Below are 14,449 nucleotides of genomic sequence, written 5' to 3' on the forward strand. Positions count from 1 at the left end.
TTTGCCGGTTGCGGCGCAGAGCGACGTGCGCATGGGTGAGCGCCTCTATCAAGAGAATTGCGCCAGTTGCCATGGGGCGAACCTAGAGGGGCAGCTAGATTGGCGCTCCAGATTGCCGAACGGAAGGTTGCCTGCCCCACCGCACGACGCCTCCGGCCATACCTGGCATCACCCCGACCGCGTATTGTTCGACATCGTGAAACGCGGACCGGCGGCGATTGTCGGGAACGGGTACGAAAGCGACATGCCCGGATATGAGGATGTGCTGACAGACGATGAGATCACGGCGATCATCGACTACATCAAGAGCACATGGCCCAACCGGATCCGCGCGTCGCAGGAAAGCCGATCCCTTGCCGATGAGCAGGCGCAGCCATGACGGAAGAGGTCGAGAGAAATGCCGACCCTGTGTCGCGACGCAGAATCTCCGGGTTCGTGCTGGTGCCGCTGATAGCTTTTGCCCTCATGGTCCTGTTCAGTTGGGGGCTTTTTTGGGGTGGCGACGACTTGCCGTCGGCACTTCTCGGTAAACCCGTGCCCGACTTCGCGCTGCCCCCGGTGCTCGGCCGCGAAGAAGGTCTTTCGACGCAGGACCTGATCGGCCATGTCTCGCTGGTGAACGTCTTTGCCTCGTGGTGTGTGCCCTGCCGTGCCGAACATCCGCTGTTCATGGAGTTGAGCGCAACCGGTGAGGTGCCGCTCTACGGAATCAACTACAAGGACCCGCCCGATCAGGCGCGCGCCTGGCTCGACGAGTTGGGTGATCCCTACGCGCGCATCGGGGCCGACATCAACGGACGCGCCGGTATCGAATGGGGCGTCTATGGCGTGCCCGAAACCTACGTCATCGCGCCCGACGGCACCATCGCCTACCGCCATGTTGGTCCGATCACACGAGCAATCCTGCAGGAAACGCTGCTGCCGATCGTCCGTGACCACAAAACCCAATCCGCCAAGGAGAAAACGCCATGAAAAATCTGAAACCGGCGCTGATCGCCTGGGCACTGTCCGTCGGCGCGGCTTTCGCGACACCGCAAGGGTTTGCACTTCACGACACCCCGCAGCCTGTCGCCAATGTGCGCTACGAGAAAGATGACGGCAGCCGCGGAGACATGGAAGATTTTCGCGGCAAGGTGATCCTCGTGAATGTCTGGGCAACCTGGTGCGTCCCCTGCCGAGAAGAGATGCCGACGCTCGATGCGCTTCAGGCGGAACTTGGCGGCGACGACTTCGAAGTGGTTGCCCTTTCCATCGACCGGGCCGGATCACAAATCGTTCGGCGTTTCTACGACGAGATCGGTGTCACCAATCTCAATATGTATGTCGACCAGACCATGCTTTCGATGACCGCGCTGCGCACCGTTGGCCTGCCGACGACGATCCTGATCGACGCGCAGGGGCGGGAGCTCGGGCGACTGGTCGGCCCGGCCGAATGGGATGATCCCGAGATGGTGTCCTTTTTGCGAAGCTTTATTGAATGAATTCCAGCAAAAGTCCACTGCTCACCCTTGACCTTCCAGTTACTGGAATGACTAGCTTTTAATCATCGAAAGGACTTTCCGGATGACCGAAATATCACCTTCCAACATTGCGGGTGCCGCCAACATCGAAAGCGCAGGAAATTGGCCCCGGTGGTTGACGCGCAGACGATTGCTGTTCGTCGGTGCGGCAACTGTGATGGGGGGCGGCATGGCCTTGAACTGGGGATGGCTCACCGCGATCGGGCTCGCGCCTGTTCTGGTCTCGCTGGCCCCCTGTGCCGCGATGTGCGGCTTGGGTCTGTGCATGAAGGGCGGGTCTGGAAAGGGCTGCTCCAAATCGCCGGAGGGGGCGTCTCCCGACTGAGCTCTTTCAATAACCACACGACCAACCAACCCAAGGAGAAAACCATGAGAAAAGCATTTAAAACCTTCGTCGTCGCAACGGCCCTTACCGCAAGTGCATTTGCCGTCAGCGCCCAAGAACAGACCACGCCGGAAACGGGCGAAATGATGCAGAATGAGGGGGCCATGCAAGGCGGCATGATGGACGGCGACATGATGGACATGATGAAGATGATGACCGAAATGAAGCCCATGATGGAAGCCTGCACCGAGATGATGGCGTCCATGACCGAGAATATGGACGGCGGCATGATGCCTTCGCCAAATTCTGACGGCTAAATTGCCGAAAGTGCCTGTCGGTCTACGGATCGGCAGGCAAAAGTTTTGAAGGATTCAAGAATTGACAGCACTAACACGACGCGCCGCTTTGGCGATACTTGTGACCACGATTTCGTCTCCGGCCTTCGCCGATCATCCGGGTGAAAACCTGGATGCGCGCATGTTCGAGATGGAGCCCTACTTCCAAGCCATCGATGCAGCGCAGGCTCCGGGTTTCGAGCTGCAGGATTCCGAGGGGAATCCCGTGCGCTTGTCGGATTTTAGCGACAAGGTGGTCATCCTGCACTTCATCTACGCCAACTGCCCGGATGTCTGCCCGCTCCACTCCCAAAAGATCGCGGCCATACAGGCCTCGATCAACGACGGGCCGATGAAGGATTTAGTGCAGTTCATCTCGATCACGACCGATCCGGTGAACGACACGCCGGACGTGCTGCGCGATTACGCGGATCGGCATGGGTTCGATCAAAGCAACTGGGTCATTTTGACCAAGCAGCCCGATCAGGCTGAAGACACCACGCGCCTTCTGGCGCGGGACTATGGGCTTGAGTTCACGATGACCGCCGACAGCGACATGATGATGCACGGGGCAGTCACTCATGTCTTGGATATCGGTGGGCGGTTCGCCGCAAAATTCCATGGCATGGAGTTCAAGAACGTGAACCTGATCCTCTATGTCAGCGAGTTGATCAACAATGCCCAGCATCGACGCCGGGAGCTCAGCTGGTGGGACCGGCTGACAGGTGTGTTTCAATGAGTGTCGTCGCGACTGGCGTCAGGCTGTCCTTAACAGACGGAATTTCCCTGACAGCTCTGCGTCGGTATTTTGCGGTGATCATCCCGGCCAACTTGTTCTGGGAGTTCGCGCATATGCCGCTCTACACGATCTGGAACGAGGGCACTTGGGGTGAGATCGTTTTCGCAGCCGTCCATTGCACGGGTGGCGATATCCTGATCGCCATGAGCGCGCTGATGCTTGCCCTCATGCTGACGGGCCAGGGCTGGCCTCTGGTCGCCTCCACGCGGCGGTCTGTGACCGTCCTGACGGTGGTGTTCGGGCTGGGATACACGCTGTTCAGTGAATGGCTCAACATCGTGATCCGTGAGGCATGGGCCTATTCGGACCTGATGCCGATCATTCCGATCCTCGATGCGGGCCTGTCACCTGTTTTGCAATGGATGGTGGTCCCGCTGGTCGCGTTCTGGTGGGCCGTGTGGCCCTTCAGCACCGAGCGTGATGTATGATGGATATTTCCGGCATCGGCATTTTCGCGGCATTCCTGTCGGGAGCCATCTCTTTCCTGTCACCCTGCGTCCTGCCGCTGGTGCCGGGCTACGTATCCTATATCGCGGGTCAGCCGGGTTTGCGCACGACGCGGTCGGTCGGCATGCGGGCGCGCGCCGGGGCGCTCGGGTTGAGTGCCTGCTTTGTCCTGGGCTTTTCGACGGTCTTCGTCGCCCTCGGGGCCGGGGCCAGCGCGCTCGGATCCCTGCTGCTGACATGGCGCTCCGAGCTCAACTTTCTCGGCGGCGCGATCATCATTCTGTTCGGACTGGTCATGCTGGGTGTCTTTCGTCTGGAGACGTTCTCGCGCGATACCCGTTTCAATCTCGACATTCCCGGCGGTCGCCCGTTTGGGGCCTACGTGCTGGGACTGGCCTTCGCCTTTGGCTGGACACCCTGTATAGGACCGATCCTCGGCGCGATCCTGACACTCAGTTCGACGTCCGGCGGCATGTCGGACGGCATCTGGCTGCTGTCGATCTATTCCGCTGGACTGGGGGTGCCTTTCCTGCTGGCTGCGCTGTTCACCGACGCCATCGCCGCGCGGGTCAGACAAATCGGCAAGGCCGGTCGCTGGCTCTACAAGGGCGCGGGCGTCGCCATGATCATCATGGGCATTGCCATCATGACTGGTCAGCTGTCCCGTTTTGCCTATTGGCTTCTGGGGACGTTTCCCTTTCTCGCGACGATCGGCTGACGAACTTCGAACCAGCTCTTGGCGCGATGGCTGGTAAGTGGGGATCATCTCCACCAGTCAAAAAGGTCGTACACGCCGCGCCTCTGTAGAGGTCGCGGGGCCGTCAGCCGATCAGGTAGACCCGGATCGGCATCCAGATACCCATGACCATCATCATCAGGTTCTCGGTGAGCGAGACGAACCCTAGTGGCACGTTGCTGTCGCCCCCGACGCAGGCGCATTTCAACTCGCGCTTGTCGATGTACACGGCCTTGAAGACCGAAACCGCGCCGACGGTGCCGATGAACAAGGCCACGGGTGCCGACAGCCAGGTGAGCGCCCCGGCGACCATGAGGATACCGGCGAAGGCCTCTCCGAAGGGATAGAGATAGCCGTAGCGCACCCAGCGGCGCGCCAGCAGGTCGTAATTCAGGAACATGGTCGAAAAGCTCTCGACATCCTGAAGCTTCTGCACTGCAAGCAAGCACATCGAGATCGAGACGAACCATTCCAGCGCGCGCAGGCTGAGGATGGTTCCAAAGCTGTACCATGACAGGCCGAGCGCCATCAGAAACGCGACGGCAAAGATCGCGATCACCGGCTGGTAGGCGGTGTCCGAGCGTTCGCTTTCCGGCGCGTCGAGGCCGAAATGCACCCGCAGATCGTCATAGCCGCCGATCCGCTCATCGCCGATCCACGTTTGCGGCGTGGTTTCGACACCATGTTCATCCATGAAGGCGTCTGTTTCCTCGCGTGTCGTCAGGTGATGATCCTCGACCTCGTACCCTTCCCGTTCGAGCAGGTCTTTGGACTTGAGACCATAAGGGCAAAGATGATCCGGCATGACCATCCGGTAGAGTTGGGCTGATTTCGATGCGCCTTTCGGCATGGTGTTTCCTCCAGTTTCTGGTTCAGGCACCGCAACCGTAATATCCGCGATACCCTGCACGCAGACCGGACCCAAGTTCGAGAACGAGATCGGCGTCCTGCATTTCGCCACTATTTGCGTCCAATATGCCGGGTCCGCTCGGCGCGCTCAGCGCCACTGTCATGCCTTCCGTGCCCCAGATGGTTCCGGCGTCGCCGACCTTCAGCCGCACCAGATCGCCGCTGATCTTGGCAAGGGCCACGCTGCCGCCATCCACGCCACCAATCGCCAGAGCGGGCTTGCTGCTGGTGGTGTAGGTGAATGTGCATTCCGCACCGGCGGGAAAGAGTTGTGCGATGTCCTCCCGGGTCAGGAATTCCAGATCGAGGATGGCGATCTCCGCAGTGGAGAGCGCCTCGTCGAGGCTCACGATCTGTGCCGGCCCGCTGTCTGCCTGCGCCGGGGCGTCACCGTTGGCGGCGATGTCGTTCACCAGATAACGCATCTCGGCGATTTCCTTGTCCTGCGCATAGATGATCTCATCCGCCAGCTTGCGCACGCGCGGGTCGGAGATATTGGCGCGGCTGGAGGTCATGATCGCGATGGAATGGTGGGGGATCATCGCGCGCATGTAGTTGGTGTCGCCGACCGTCACCTGGCTGCGCACCAGCCATAGCGACGCGGCAAAGACCACAGCGGCACCGACAAAGATCGCGGCGTTGACCATCTTGCTTGAGTACATCGACAGCATGTAGCCCAGCATGATGATCGCCATGGTGGCCCCCATCAGCAGGGCCATGTAGGCCCGCGTTTCGGACCAGAACACATGCGTCCAGAGATAGGTGTTGAGATACATCAGACCGAACATGACGACGGTAGATGTGGCGATCATCGCGAAAAAGCGGCCGTAGGACATGGAATCCTCCTCTCCCGAAATTGTGAAAGCTGAGGACAGAACAACTTTCCTGCGCTGGAATGTTCCGAAAATCCGTTCCCAAGATAGCGGCGTCGCTGCCGCGCCAAGTTTTTGGAGTGTCGTCAGATTGCGGCTTTGGTGGCCGAAGGCGATTTCTCATCCATCGCCAGATCGGCCAGGATCGGACAATCGGGGCGGTGGTCACCTGCACAGGCATCGACAAGGTGCGATAGAGTTGCGCGCATCTCAGTCAACTCCGTAATCTTGCGATCGATCCGGTCGAGATGTTCTTCGGCGATCTGCTTGACCTCGGCGCTGGCCCGGTCGGTATCGGCATAGAGCTTCAGCAGGCTCCGGCAATCCTCGATGGTAAAGCCAAGCGCGCGCGCCCTCCCGAGAAACGCCAGCTTGTGCACATCGCTCTGCCGAAAGCTTCGATAGCCGTTGGCACTGCGTAGCGGCTCGACCAGGCCGATGTCCTCGTAGTAGCGGATGGTCTTCGCGGGAAGGCCGGACAGGTCGGCCACGTCTCCGATATTCATGATCGTCTTCTCCTTGTTTTCATTCAGCCGGAACGGCGGACAGGCGGGGGTCGGTCACGGCCTTCGCCGCCTCGTCCATCGCCGGGCGGACACGGCGCAGGCGCAGCGCGTTCGTCAGTACGAAGACCGAGCTGAGCGCCATTGCCCCAGCCGCCAGCACCGGCGACAGCAGCAGGCCCGACACCGGGTAGAGCAGTCCCGCCGCCACCGGAATGAGGGCTACGTTATAGCCGAAGGCCCAGAACAGGTTCTGGCGGATGTTGCGCATCGTACGCCGCGACACTTCCAGCGCGTTGACCACGCCGCGCAGATCGCCCGACATCAGCACCACGTCGGCCGATTCGATGGCGACGTCGGTGCCGGTGCCGATGGCGATGCCCACGTCCGCATGGGCAAGCGCGGGCGCATCGTTGATGCCGTCGCCGACAAAGGCGATGTGCTGGCCCGTGCCGCGCAGATCGTCCAATGCCGCGACCTTGCCATCCGGCAGCACACCCGCGATCACATGGTCGATGCCCGTCTCCCGCGCGATGGCTTCTGCCGTCTCGCGCTTGTCGCCGGTGATCATGGCGACCTTCAGGCCAAGATCGTGCAGCGCCCGGATGGCGGCCGCGCTGGACGGCTTCACCGGATCGGCCACGGCGATGACGGCGGCAACGCGTCCGTCGATGGCGGCGTAAAGCGCGGTGCGGCCCCGTTCGGCCAGGCGGCGCTCTTCGTCGGCCAACGCACCGATGTCCAGCCCTTCGTGCGTCATCAAACGGTCGGCCCCCACCAGGACGTCATGGCCCGAAACCTCTGCCCGGACACCGTAGCCGGTGATGGAGGTGAATTTCTGCGCGTCGTGACGGGCAACGCCCTCGGCCTCCGCCGCCCGCAGGATGGCCTCGGCGATGGGATGTTCCGACTGCGCCTCGACCGCCGCGATCAGCGCCAGCACCTCGGCGCGGTCAAAGCCGTCGGCCAGCACCAGATCGGTCAGCTCGGGGCGGCCTTCGGTCACCGTGCCGGTCTTGTCCAGCGCCACCACATCCACTGTCGAAAGCTGTTGCAGCGCATCGCCCTTGCGGAACAGCACGCCCATTTCGGCGGCGCGCCCTGTGCCCACCATGATCGAGGTCGGCGTGGCCAGCCCCATCGCGCAGGGGCAGGCGATGATCAGGACCGAAACACCGGCGACCATCGCAAAGGACAGGGCGGGTGACGGCCCGGCCAGCAGCCAGACCAAGACGGTCAGGGCGGCAAAAGCCATGACCGCGGGCACAAACCACAGAGTGATCCGGTCGACCAGCCCCTGGATCGGCAACTTCGCCCCCTGCGCCTCTTCGACCATGCGGATGATCCGGGCCAGCGTCGTATCCGCCCCCACGCGCGTCGCGCGGAACCGAAAGGCACCGGAGCCGTTGACCGTCCCGCCTGTGACGGGGTCGCCCACCGACTTGGCAACCGGCACCGGTTCGCCGGTGATCATGCTCTCATCGACACGCGCGCTGCCTTCGGTCACCTCGCCGTCCACCGCGATCCGCTCTCCGGGACGCACCAACAGGATGTCGCCCGCAGTGATACGTTCGATAGCCACGTCCTGCGGCTCTCCGCCCACCACCACTCGTGCGGTCTTGGCCTGAAGGCCTAGCAGCTTCTGGATCGCGGCCCCGGTCCGGCCCTTTGCGCGGGCTTCCAGCCAGCGGCCCAGCAGGATCAGCACGACAATGACCGCCGCCGCCTCGAAATAGACCGCGCGCGACCCTTCGGGCAGCAGCGCGGGCGCGAAGAGCGCCACGAGGGAATAGAGATAGGCCGCCGAGGTGCCGACAGCGACAAGGCTGTTCATGTCCGGTGCGCCCTTGAGCAGCGCGGGAAACCCGAGCGTGTAGAAGCTGCGCCCCGGCCAGAACAGGACCACGGTGGTCAGACCGAACTGGATCAGCCAGCTGGCCCGGTGGCCAATGGTTTCGCCGATCAGGCCATGCATCCCGGGGATCAGGTGCGCGCCCATTTCCAGCAGGAACACCGGCAGGGCGAGGGCCGCCGCCATAGCGGTCCTGCGGGCCAGCCTGCGCGCCTCTTCATCCTTGCGGGCACTCGTGTCTTCCGGCGCGCTGTCCTGCGGCAGGGTCGCGGGATAGCCTGCGTCAACCGCCGCCTTGAGCAGGTCGGCGACCACGACCGCGCCTTCGAGATAAGTCACCGTGGCGGTTTCCGAGGCCAGATTGACGTTCACGTCCAGCACGCCCGGCATCGCCGCCAGCGCCTTGTCCACCCGCCCGACGCAGGACGCGCAGGACATGGAGGCCACGTTCAGACGAACGCTCTGAGTCCGGACGGGATAGCCGATCTCTTCCAACTTCTCGACGATGTCCGAGATGCGCTCCGGCCCGTCGATCTGCGCCTGGGCCGTCTCGCTGGCGAGGTTGACGCGAACGTCGCTGACACCCGGCAGGCCGGAAAGCCCACGCTCCACCCGCCCAACGCAAGAGGCGCAGGACATGTTTTGAAGGGAAATTCGGACGTTGTGCGGACCGGACATGGAAATCTCCTGATTCTGATCCTCCGAGAGATAAGGGTTCCATTCGCTGGAAGGTCAACAGGTGCATCGAGAAATTTTTTCGGGCATTGACCTTCCCATAGGGGAACGGCGTAGATGGCAGCAGTAAGAAGGAGATCGTGATGATCAGGTTCAGCGTGCCGGACATGAACTGCGGACATTGCACCGCGTCGATAAAGAAGGCCATTGTGACGATAGACCCACATGCGACTGTCACCTTTGACCTGACTGCGCGTTCCGTCGAGGTAGATAGCGCATTGGATGAAAGCGCTCTGAAGGCAGCGATTCACGATGCGGGCTACGGATCGGAAAGACTGACTTAGTCCCGTCAATTCCAGTCATTATTGAAATACTCCCTGCCATTTTCGCGTCTTCTGTCTGAATGGTGAACGTTGCTATGTACCTATTGCGCAACAGTTTTGAGCGCTTGCAGCGAGAATTCGCCTGCCTCGCTAGAATGTGCCAAACCTTCCCGCGCTGTAAGCGTTGACTAATTTGTCAAAACGTCCAAGTTTCCGTTCATGAGAATGCGTGTCGCCACTTCGGTATGGGTGAAATTCCTCACTTGCTTCGCTTTTGCGTTGGCGCTGGTTCTGTCTCCACCTTCTGCGGCACACGCGGCCTCGGGAATGCATGATGGTCAGCATTCTGGATCGATCAGCGCCCTTCTCAGCGAACCGACTGTTGGTCAGGGAACTGATATCCACGCCGACCACATGAAACACCCGGCGACAGTTGACGTGGATGACATATCCTCCGACATGGGTGAAACAGAGCATCAATCAACTCAGTGTTGTAACGGAATATGCATTTCTGTCGTCATTCCAGACGCAGACTTGGTATTCCCGGATCCTATTGCTGCGAAAGAATATATGATCCTGAGCGGTCAGACGCATTCCGTCGAAACATCAGGGTTTCTGCGGCCCCCTCGATTCCTGATCTGAAACGGCGCCCAATCCGGGTGTGAGCCTTGCGCAGACTCTGCGTGAGACATCGTTCATCAATCAGGATACCTTCATGAAAATTCATCTACTTATGGGGGCTTCGGCCCTCGGGCTTGGCGCATGCGCCTATGAGCCTACCCCTTTGCCCTCCGTTGCGACACAACAGGCTGTCGTCAACGCGACCGTTTCGTCTCCGATCAGCTATCAAGATCCATTGGCTGGCTACACCTATCGTGGTCCGACCGGCCCCCGTGATTGGCGGTCTGTCAATCAAGAGCAGACGGAGGGCAACTGATGCGGGTATCTAAGATTCCGCTGGTTCTTGGCTTGCCACTTTTCTTGGGTGCCTGCGCAACCGCAGTACCGGGAAGCTACACCGAACCGAAGGCCGGTTTTGCCAATGTGGCCAGCCAGATCACGCCAGCGATCGGCAAACGGACCGTGTTTGCGGAAACGCAGGCCGAAAACGAAGCTCTCAAGAAACAGGTGCACAGCATGGTGCATCAGAAGACGATCTCGGCCGATACGGCGGTTCAGGTTGCGTTGCTGAACAATAAGGGTCTGCAAGCGTCTTACGCCAATGTTGGCCTCTCGGCCGCTGAGGCCTGGCAGCAATCGACGCCGGAAAACCCGATCGTCTCAATTGGCGTCCTGGGAATCGGTGCGCCTGAGCTCGGTGCCTACAGGGCGATAGAAGGGCTGATCCGGTCGAACGTCCTCGATGCCACCACGCGCAAACAGCGTATGGCCATTGCTGATGCAAGCTTCCGGCAGGCTCAGCTTGGTGCGGTTAATGACACCCTCGCGCTGGCCAATCAGACGCGAAAGGCATGGGTCGATGCAGTCGCCGCCTTCGAGGCAGTGAGCTATCTGCGGCGCGCGAAAGCGACCTCTGACGCCGGCTCTGAACTGGCGATGAGGTTGGGCGAGACCGGCGCACTCAACAAAGCTGGGCAGGCCCGCGAACAGGCATTCAATGCCGAACTGGCGGGGCAACTTGCACAGGCACGATTGAACGCCACTCGGTCCAAGGAGGCTTTGACCAGGTTGATGGGCCTCTGGGGCACCGAAGTCGATTATTATGTGCCAGATGCCCTTCCTGCACTGCCGCGTTCTGTCGGCCGTGTGACCGACATCGAGGCCAAGGCGCTAAGAAATCGGGTGGATCTGCGTGTTGCCAAACTTGGCCTGGAAGCGCAGGCCAAGGCGTTTGGTCTGACCGACCAGACCCGCATTGTCAGCGATCTGGAGATCGTTGCGGGAGCCGAATTTGAGCGTGAAGTTGAAGGCAGTGGCGACATTGAAACCAAGACTTTGCCTCAGGTGGAAGTGGAGTTCGCGATCCCGATCTACGACACCGGCAAGGCCCGGATGCGCAAGGCGGAATTGTCTTATCTTCAAGCGGCCAACGTGCTCGCAGAGAAGGCCGTGAACGTCCGGTCTGAAGCGCGCGGTGCTGAAGCCTCTTATCATGCCGCATACAAGATCGCGCGCCACTACCGCGACGTTCTGGTGCCGCTACGCACGACCGTCGAAGAAGAGGGTTTGCTGTCCTACAACGGCATGATCACCAACACTTTCGAGCTGCTAACTGATGTGCGCGAGAAACTTGCCGCATCCCTGGAAGCGGCAAATGCAAAACGCGAATTCTATATGGCACAGGCCGATCTGACCGCTGCGATCTATGGCGGCGGCGAAGGCGGCGGTGGTGCTGGTGGAGAAGGCGCAACGCTTGCCGCCGGTGGCGGCGCAGGACACTGAAAGGAACTGACATGTTGAACAGACGTCAATTACTCGGAGCCGGCGCCGCAGGTGCAACGCTGGTCTCTTCAAAAGCCTGGGGTCAAACCCTGAACATGGGCCTCCCCGAAGCCGCGCAGATGGACAGTGCGGCAACGGCGATTACGGCGCGTCCGTCGTCAGGGCCGGACTACACACCTGTGGTCACGCTGAACGGGTGGACCCTGCCGCACCGGATGAACAACGGGGTCAAGGAATTTCACCTCGTCGCCGAACCGGTAGAGCGCGAACTTGCAGACGGCATGATTGCGCATTTGTGGGGTTACAACGGCCAGTCCACCGGTCCAACGATCGAAGCTGTCGAAGGCGACCGGGTCCGCATCTACGTCACCAACAAGCTGCCGGAAGGCACCACGGTGCATTGGCACGGGCTCATCCTGCCCTCGGGCATGGATGGGGTCTCCGGGTTGAGTCATCCCAGCATCCCGCCAGGAAAAACGTTTGTCTACGAATTCGACTTGGTGAAATCAGGAACCTTCATGTACCACCCCCATGGCGACGAAATGACCCAGATGGCGATGGGGATGATGGGCATGTTCGTGGTCCACCCCAAGGATCCCACCTTCATGCCGGTGGATCGCGATTTTCTGATCATGCTGAATGCCTTTGACATCGATCCCGGCACATACGTGCCCCGCATCATGACGATGACGGACTTCAACCTGTGGACGTGGAACAGTCGGATCTTCCCCGACATCGATCCGCTGGTCGTGAACAAGGGCGACAAGGTGCGAGTACGCGTCGGCAACCTCACGATGACAAACCACCCGATCCACATGCACGGCTATGACTTCAAGGTCACCTGCACGGATGGTGGCTGGGTGCCGCCAGAAGCGCAATGGCCGGAGGTCAGCATCGACATCCCCGTGGGCGCGATGCGCGCCTATGAGTTCGTCGCAGACCATCTGGGTGACTGGGCGATTCACTGCCACAAGTCGCACCACACGATGAATGCCATGGGTCACGATGTGCCGACATTCATCGGGGTCAACAAGAAGCCGCTGACCCAGAAGATCCGTCAGTTCCAGCCGGAATACATGCCCATGGGCATGTCCGGCATGGGGGACATGGCGAAAATGGAAATGCCGCTGCCTGACAACACGATCCCGATGATGACGGGTTGGGGGCCCTACGGCCCCATCGAGATGGGCGGCATGTTTTCGGTCGTAAAGGTGCGGGACGGCATCGACGCGGACGATTACTCCGATCCCGGCTGGTACGAAAATCCTCCGGGCGAGATGGCCTACGAATGGACCGGCGAATTGCCCGAATTCGCGTCGAACAACAGTCCCAAGACCATTCTCACACCAAAACCAAACTCGAAGGGCTGAACGGCCCTTCGTCAACTCCAACCAAACCAACTTACAGGACAATGAAATGAGAAATCTTCTTTTGACGACAAGCTTCGCGTTGGTGCTTTCGGCACCAGCATTTGCCGCAGGCACACATGATGGCGGGCACGGTGAGACCAAGCCGGCCGCAATGATGATCGGTATGCCGGGTGAAGCCGCCAATGTGGACCGCACAATTGATGTCACTCTGCTCGAAAACGACGAAGGCGAAATGCTGATCGAGAGCGAAGAGATGACCATCAAGGAGGGTGAAACCATCCGCTTCAACATCACGAACAAGGGTGAGCTGGAGCATGAATTCGTCCTTGATACAGTCGAGCGCAACGCCGAGCACAAGATCGAAATGGCCAAGATGGATATGGAACACGACGACCCGAACCGAATCCGTCTCGATGCAGGCGCTTCGGGTGAGGTCGTCTGGACGTTCGCGAATGCTGGTACGTTCGAAGCGGCGTGCCTGATTCCGGGTCACTACGAATCCGGAATGCACCGTGCGGTCTCAGTGGGGGACCAGATGGCTCAGGCTGACGTGGAATATACGAGCGGGACCATCAAGAAGATCGACGCCAAGGCCGGCAAGGTCACAATCATCCACGGCCCTCTGGTCAACCTCGATATGCCCGCGATGACGATGGTGTTCCGCGCGGACGAAGCGATGATGGCCAAGATGGCGGAAGGTCAGGACATCGAGTTCGTTGCCGACCGGGTCAAGGGCAAGCTTACTGTCACGCGGATGAAGTGAAGATAGACAATGGGGCCGAGGCGAACACGCCCGGCCCCAACGTTTTGAGGCAATAAAATCAAGCGCTACGGAAATAGCCGAGCATTATGAATTTCCTGATAATCTGCACCACCGCCCTTGTGCTCGTCTTTCCGGCTTTCTCAGTGAACGCTTCTAGTGGCAAAGGCCAGCAACCTCATGCGCGGGCCTTTGAATTGCCTGGCCATGATGCGATCGGGAAGCCCGGTGTCGGTTCCTCATTCGACCGGACGATCGAAATATCCATCAGGGAGACAGAAAGCGGATACATGCTTTTCGAGCCGGACGCGATCCAGATTGAAAAGGGATCGGTCGTTCGGTTTTTGATCGGCAATACGGGCGCTCTGGATCACGAGTTCTTTCTCGGCTCCTTTGACGAAATTGCGAAACATCAGCAGTGGATGCGCGAACACCCCGATATGCAACATGATCGCGCCAACTCGGTTTTGATCCCAAGTGGACAAAATGCCGACCTGATCTGGGAGTTCTCCGATATGACAAACCTGGAGTTCGTGTGCTTGATACCCGGCCACCGGGAAGCGGGCATGTGGGGCGTCATCATGGTGCACGATCACCTTGCGCCGAAATCAAAGGGTTAG

General features: G+C 60.2%; 19 protein-coding genes. 15 read left to right on the plus strand and 4 right to left on the minus strand.

From position 1 onward, the window contains the following. Position 1: 1 nt before the first annotated feature. From C1J04_RS17945 to C1J04_RS17980, 8 genes are all read left to right on the plus strand, one after another. The gene (locus C1J04_RS17945; RefSeq protein ID WP_240558221.1) at positions 2-379 is read left to right on the plus strand and encodes a c-type cytochrome; all 378 of its coding nucleotides are present in this window, start codon (positions 2-4) and stop codon (positions 377-379) included. Next, positions 376-972 (plus strand): DsbE family thiol:disulfide interchange protein, encoded by a 597-nt coding sequence (locus tag C1J04_RS17950; protein ID WP_037941739.1) that lies wholly within the window; start codon positions 376-378, stop codon positions 970-972. Before C1J04_RS17945 ends, C1J04_RS17950 begins: the two co-directional genes overlap by 4 nt. Continuing rightward, positions 969-1,481 (plus strand): TlpA family protein disulfide reductase, encoded by a 513-nt coding sequence (locus C1J04_RS17955; RefSeq protein WP_066010346.1) that lies wholly within the window; start codon positions 969-971, stop codon positions 1,479-1,481. Before C1J04_RS17950 ends, C1J04_RS17955 begins: the two co-directional genes overlap by 4 nt. An 82-nt stretch (positions 1,482-1,563) precedes the next feature. Next, positions 1,564-1,845, plus strand: coding sequence for a hypothetical protein (locus tag C1J04_RS17960; protein WP_037941737.1), 282 nt, complete (start codon positions 1,564-1,566; stop codon positions 1,843-1,845). 44 nt (positions 1,846-1,889) lie between these two features. Beyond that, positions 1,890-2,162: a hypothetical protein gene (locus C1J04_RS17965; RefSeq protein WP_114865727.1), complete on the plus strand. Its 273-nt coding sequence runs from the start codon at positions 1,890-1,892 to the stop codon at positions 2,160-2,162. A gap of 61 nt (positions 2,163-2,223) precedes the next feature. Continuing rightward, positions 2,224-2,919, plus strand: a complete 696-nt coding sequence (locus C1J04_RS17970; protein WP_254693888.1) for an SCO family protein — start codon at positions 2,224-2,226, stop codon at positions 2,917-2,919. Further along, the gene (locus tag C1J04_RS17975; RefSeq protein WP_051843822.1) at positions 2,916-3,407 is read left to right on the plus strand and encodes a hypothetical protein; all 492 of its coding nucleotides are present in this window, start codon (positions 2,916-2,918) and stop codon (positions 3,405-3,407) included. Before C1J04_RS17970 ends, C1J04_RS17975 begins: the two co-directional genes overlap by 4 nt. Next, positions 3,404-4,144 (plus strand): cytochrome c biogenesis CcdA family protein, encoded by a 741-nt coding sequence (locus tag C1J04_RS17980; RefSeq protein WP_174226641.1) that lies wholly within the window; start codon positions 3,404-3,406, stop codon positions 4,142-4,144. Before C1J04_RS17975 ends, C1J04_RS17980 begins: the two co-directional genes overlap by 4 nt. A gap of 103 nt (positions 4,145-4,247) precedes the next feature. Here C1J04_RS17980 and C1J04_RS17985 read toward each other — a convergent pair whose 3' ends face one another. The 4 genes from C1J04_RS17985 to C1J04_RS18000 all read right to left on the minus strand — a co-directional run bounded on the left by C1J04_RS17985 (position 4,248) and on the right by C1J04_RS18000 (position 8,976). After that, positions 4,248-5,012, minus strand: coding sequence for a MauE/DoxX family redox-associated membrane protein (locus C1J04_RS17985; protein WP_174226642.1), 765 nt, complete (start codon positions 5,010-5,012; stop codon positions 4,248-4,250). 22 nt (positions 5,013-5,034) lie between these two features. Further along, positions 5,035-5,907, minus strand: a complete 873-nt coding sequence (locus C1J04_RS17990; RefSeq protein WP_114865729.1) for a DUF305 domain-containing protein — start codon at positions 5,905-5,907, stop codon at positions 5,035-5,037. A gap of 122 nt (positions 5,908-6,029) precedes the next feature. Beyond that, positions 6,030-6,449 carry a Cu(I)-responsive transcriptional regulator gene (gene cueR / locus C1J04_RS17995; protein ID WP_114865730.1) on the minus strand — a complete coding sequence of 140 codons (420 nt, stop codon included), beginning with the start codon at positions 6,447-6,449 and terminating at the stop codon, positions 6,030-6,032. Positions 6,450-6,468: 19 nt separating this feature from the next. Further along, entirely contained in the window at positions 6,469-8,976 is a 2,508-nt protein-coding gene (locus C1J04_RS18000) for a heavy metal translocating P-type ATPase (RefSeq protein ID WP_114865731.1), read from the minus strand. Positions 8,977-9,116: 140 nt separating this feature from the next. Between C1J04_RS18000 and C1J04_RS18005 the strand changes: the two genes are divergently transcribed. From C1J04_RS18005 to C1J04_RS18035, 7 genes are all read left to right on the plus strand, one after another. Continuing rightward, positions 9,117-9,317, plus strand: coding sequence for a heavy-metal-associated domain-containing protein (locus tag C1J04_RS18005; RefSeq protein ID WP_114865732.1), 201 nt, complete (start codon positions 9,117-9,119; stop codon positions 9,315-9,317). A gap of 198 nt (positions 9,318-9,515) precedes the next feature. After that, positions 9,516-9,938 carry a hypothetical protein gene (locus C1J04_RS18010; RefSeq protein ID WP_114865733.1) on the plus strand — a complete coding sequence of 141 codons (423 nt, stop codon included), beginning with the start codon at positions 9,516-9,518 and terminating at the stop codon, positions 9,936-9,938. Positions 9,939-10,011: 73 nt separating this feature from the next. Continuing rightward, positions 10,012-10,233: a hypothetical protein gene (locus C1J04_RS18015; RefSeq protein WP_221227929.1), complete on the plus strand. Its 222-nt coding sequence runs from the start codon at positions 10,012-10,014 to the stop codon at positions 10,231-10,233. Continuing rightward, positions 10,233-11,699 (plus strand): TolC family protein, encoded by a 1,467-nt coding sequence (locus C1J04_RS18020; protein WP_114865734.1) that lies wholly within the window; start codon positions 10,233-10,235, stop codon positions 11,697-11,699. Before C1J04_RS18015 ends, C1J04_RS18020 begins: the two co-directional genes overlap by 1 nt. Before the next feature lie 11 nt (positions 11,700-11,710). Continuing rightward, positions 11,711-13,069 (plus strand): multicopper oxidase family protein, encoded by a 1,359-nt coding sequence (locus C1J04_RS18025; protein WP_110476940.1) that lies wholly within the window; start codon positions 11,711-11,713, stop codon positions 13,067-13,069. A 46-nt stretch (positions 13,070-13,115) separates the two neighbouring features. Further along, on the plus strand, positions 13,116-13,832 hold the full coding sequence (locus C1J04_RS18030) for a copper-binding protein (RefSeq protein WP_114865735.1): 717 nt from the start codon (positions 13,116-13,118) through the stop codon (positions 13,830-13,832). A gap of 86 nt (positions 13,833-13,918) precedes the next feature. Further along, entirely contained in the window at positions 13,919-14,449 is a 531-nt protein-coding gene (locus C1J04_RS18035) for a cupredoxin domain-containing protein (protein ID WP_221227930.1), read from the plus strand.

The sequence above is a fragment of the Sulfitobacter sp. SK025 genome (assembly GCF_003352105.1).
Classification (GTDB): Bacteria; Pseudomonadota; Alphaproteobacteria; order Rhodobacterales; family Rhodobacteraceae; genus Sulfitobacter; species Sulfitobacter pontiacus.

Excerpts from the sequence above, each read along its gene's own strand:
- C1J04_RS17950 (WP_037941739.1), top strand. The coding sequence starts at position 376 with ATGACGGAAGAGGTCGAGAGAAATGCCGACCCTGTGTCGCGACGCAGA.
- C1J04_RS17955 (WP_066010346.1), top strand. The coding sequence starts at position 969 with ATGAAAAATCTGAAACCGGCGCTGATCGCCTGGGCACTGTCCGTCGGC.
- C1J04_RS17960 (WP_037941737.1), top strand. The coding sequence starts at position 1,564 with ATGACCGAAATATCACCTTCCAACATTGCGGGTGCCGCCAACATCGAA.
- C1J04_RS17965 (WP_114865727.1), top strand. The coding sequence starts at position 1,890 with ATGAGAAAAGCATTTAAAACCTTCGTCGTCGCAACGGCCCTTACCGCA.
- C1J04_RS17975 (WP_051843822.1), top strand. The coding sequence starts at position 2,916 with ATGAGTGTCGTCGCGACTGGCGTCAGGCTGTCCTTAACAGACGGAATT.
- C1J04_RS17980 (WP_174226641.1), top strand. The coding sequence starts at position 3,404 with ATGATGGATATTTCCGGCATCGGCATTTTCGCGGCATTCCTGTCGGGA.
- C1J04_RS17985 (WP_174226642.1), bottom strand. The coding sequence starts at position 5,012 with ATGCCGAAAGGCGCATCGAAATCAGCCCAACTCTACCGGATGGTCATG.
- C1J04_RS17990 (WP_114865729.1), bottom strand. The coding sequence starts at position 5,907 with ATGTCCTACGGCCGCTTTTTCGCGATGATCGCCACATCTACCGTCGTC.
- cueR (WP_114865730.1), bottom strand. The coding sequence starts at position 6,449 with ATGAATATCGGAGACGTGGCCGACCTGTCCGGCCTTCCCGCGAAGACC.
- C1J04_RS18000 (WP_114865731.1), bottom strand. The coding sequence starts at position 8,976 with ATGTCCGGTCCGCACAACGTCCGAATTTCCCTTCAAAACATGTCCTGC.
- C1J04_RS18005 (WP_114865732.1), top strand. The coding sequence starts at position 9,117 with ATGATCAGGTTCAGCGTGCCGGACATGAACTGCGGACATTGCACCGCG.
- C1J04_RS18010 (WP_114865733.1), top strand. The coding sequence starts at position 9,516 with ATGAGAATGCGTGTCGCCACTTCGGTATGGGTGAAATTCCTCACTTGC.
- C1J04_RS18015 (WP_221227929.1), top strand. The coding sequence starts at position 10,012 with ATGAAAATTCATCTACTTATGGGGGCTTCGGCCCTCGGGCTTGGCGCA.
- C1J04_RS18020 (WP_114865734.1), top strand. The coding sequence starts at position 10,233 with ATGCGGGTATCTAAGATTCCGCTGGTTCTTGGCTTGCCACTTTTCTTG.
- C1J04_RS18025 (WP_110476940.1), top strand. The coding sequence starts at position 11,711 with ATGTTGAACAGACGTCAATTACTCGGAGCCGGCGCCGCAGGTGCAACG.
- C1J04_RS18030 (WP_114865735.1), top strand. The coding sequence starts at position 13,116 with ATGAGAAATCTTCTTTTGACGACAAGCTTCGCGTTGGTGCTTTCGGCA.
- C1J04_RS18035 (WP_221227930.1), top strand. The coding sequence starts at position 13,919 with ATGAATTTCCTGATAATCTGCACCACCGCCCTTGTGCTCGTCTTTCCG.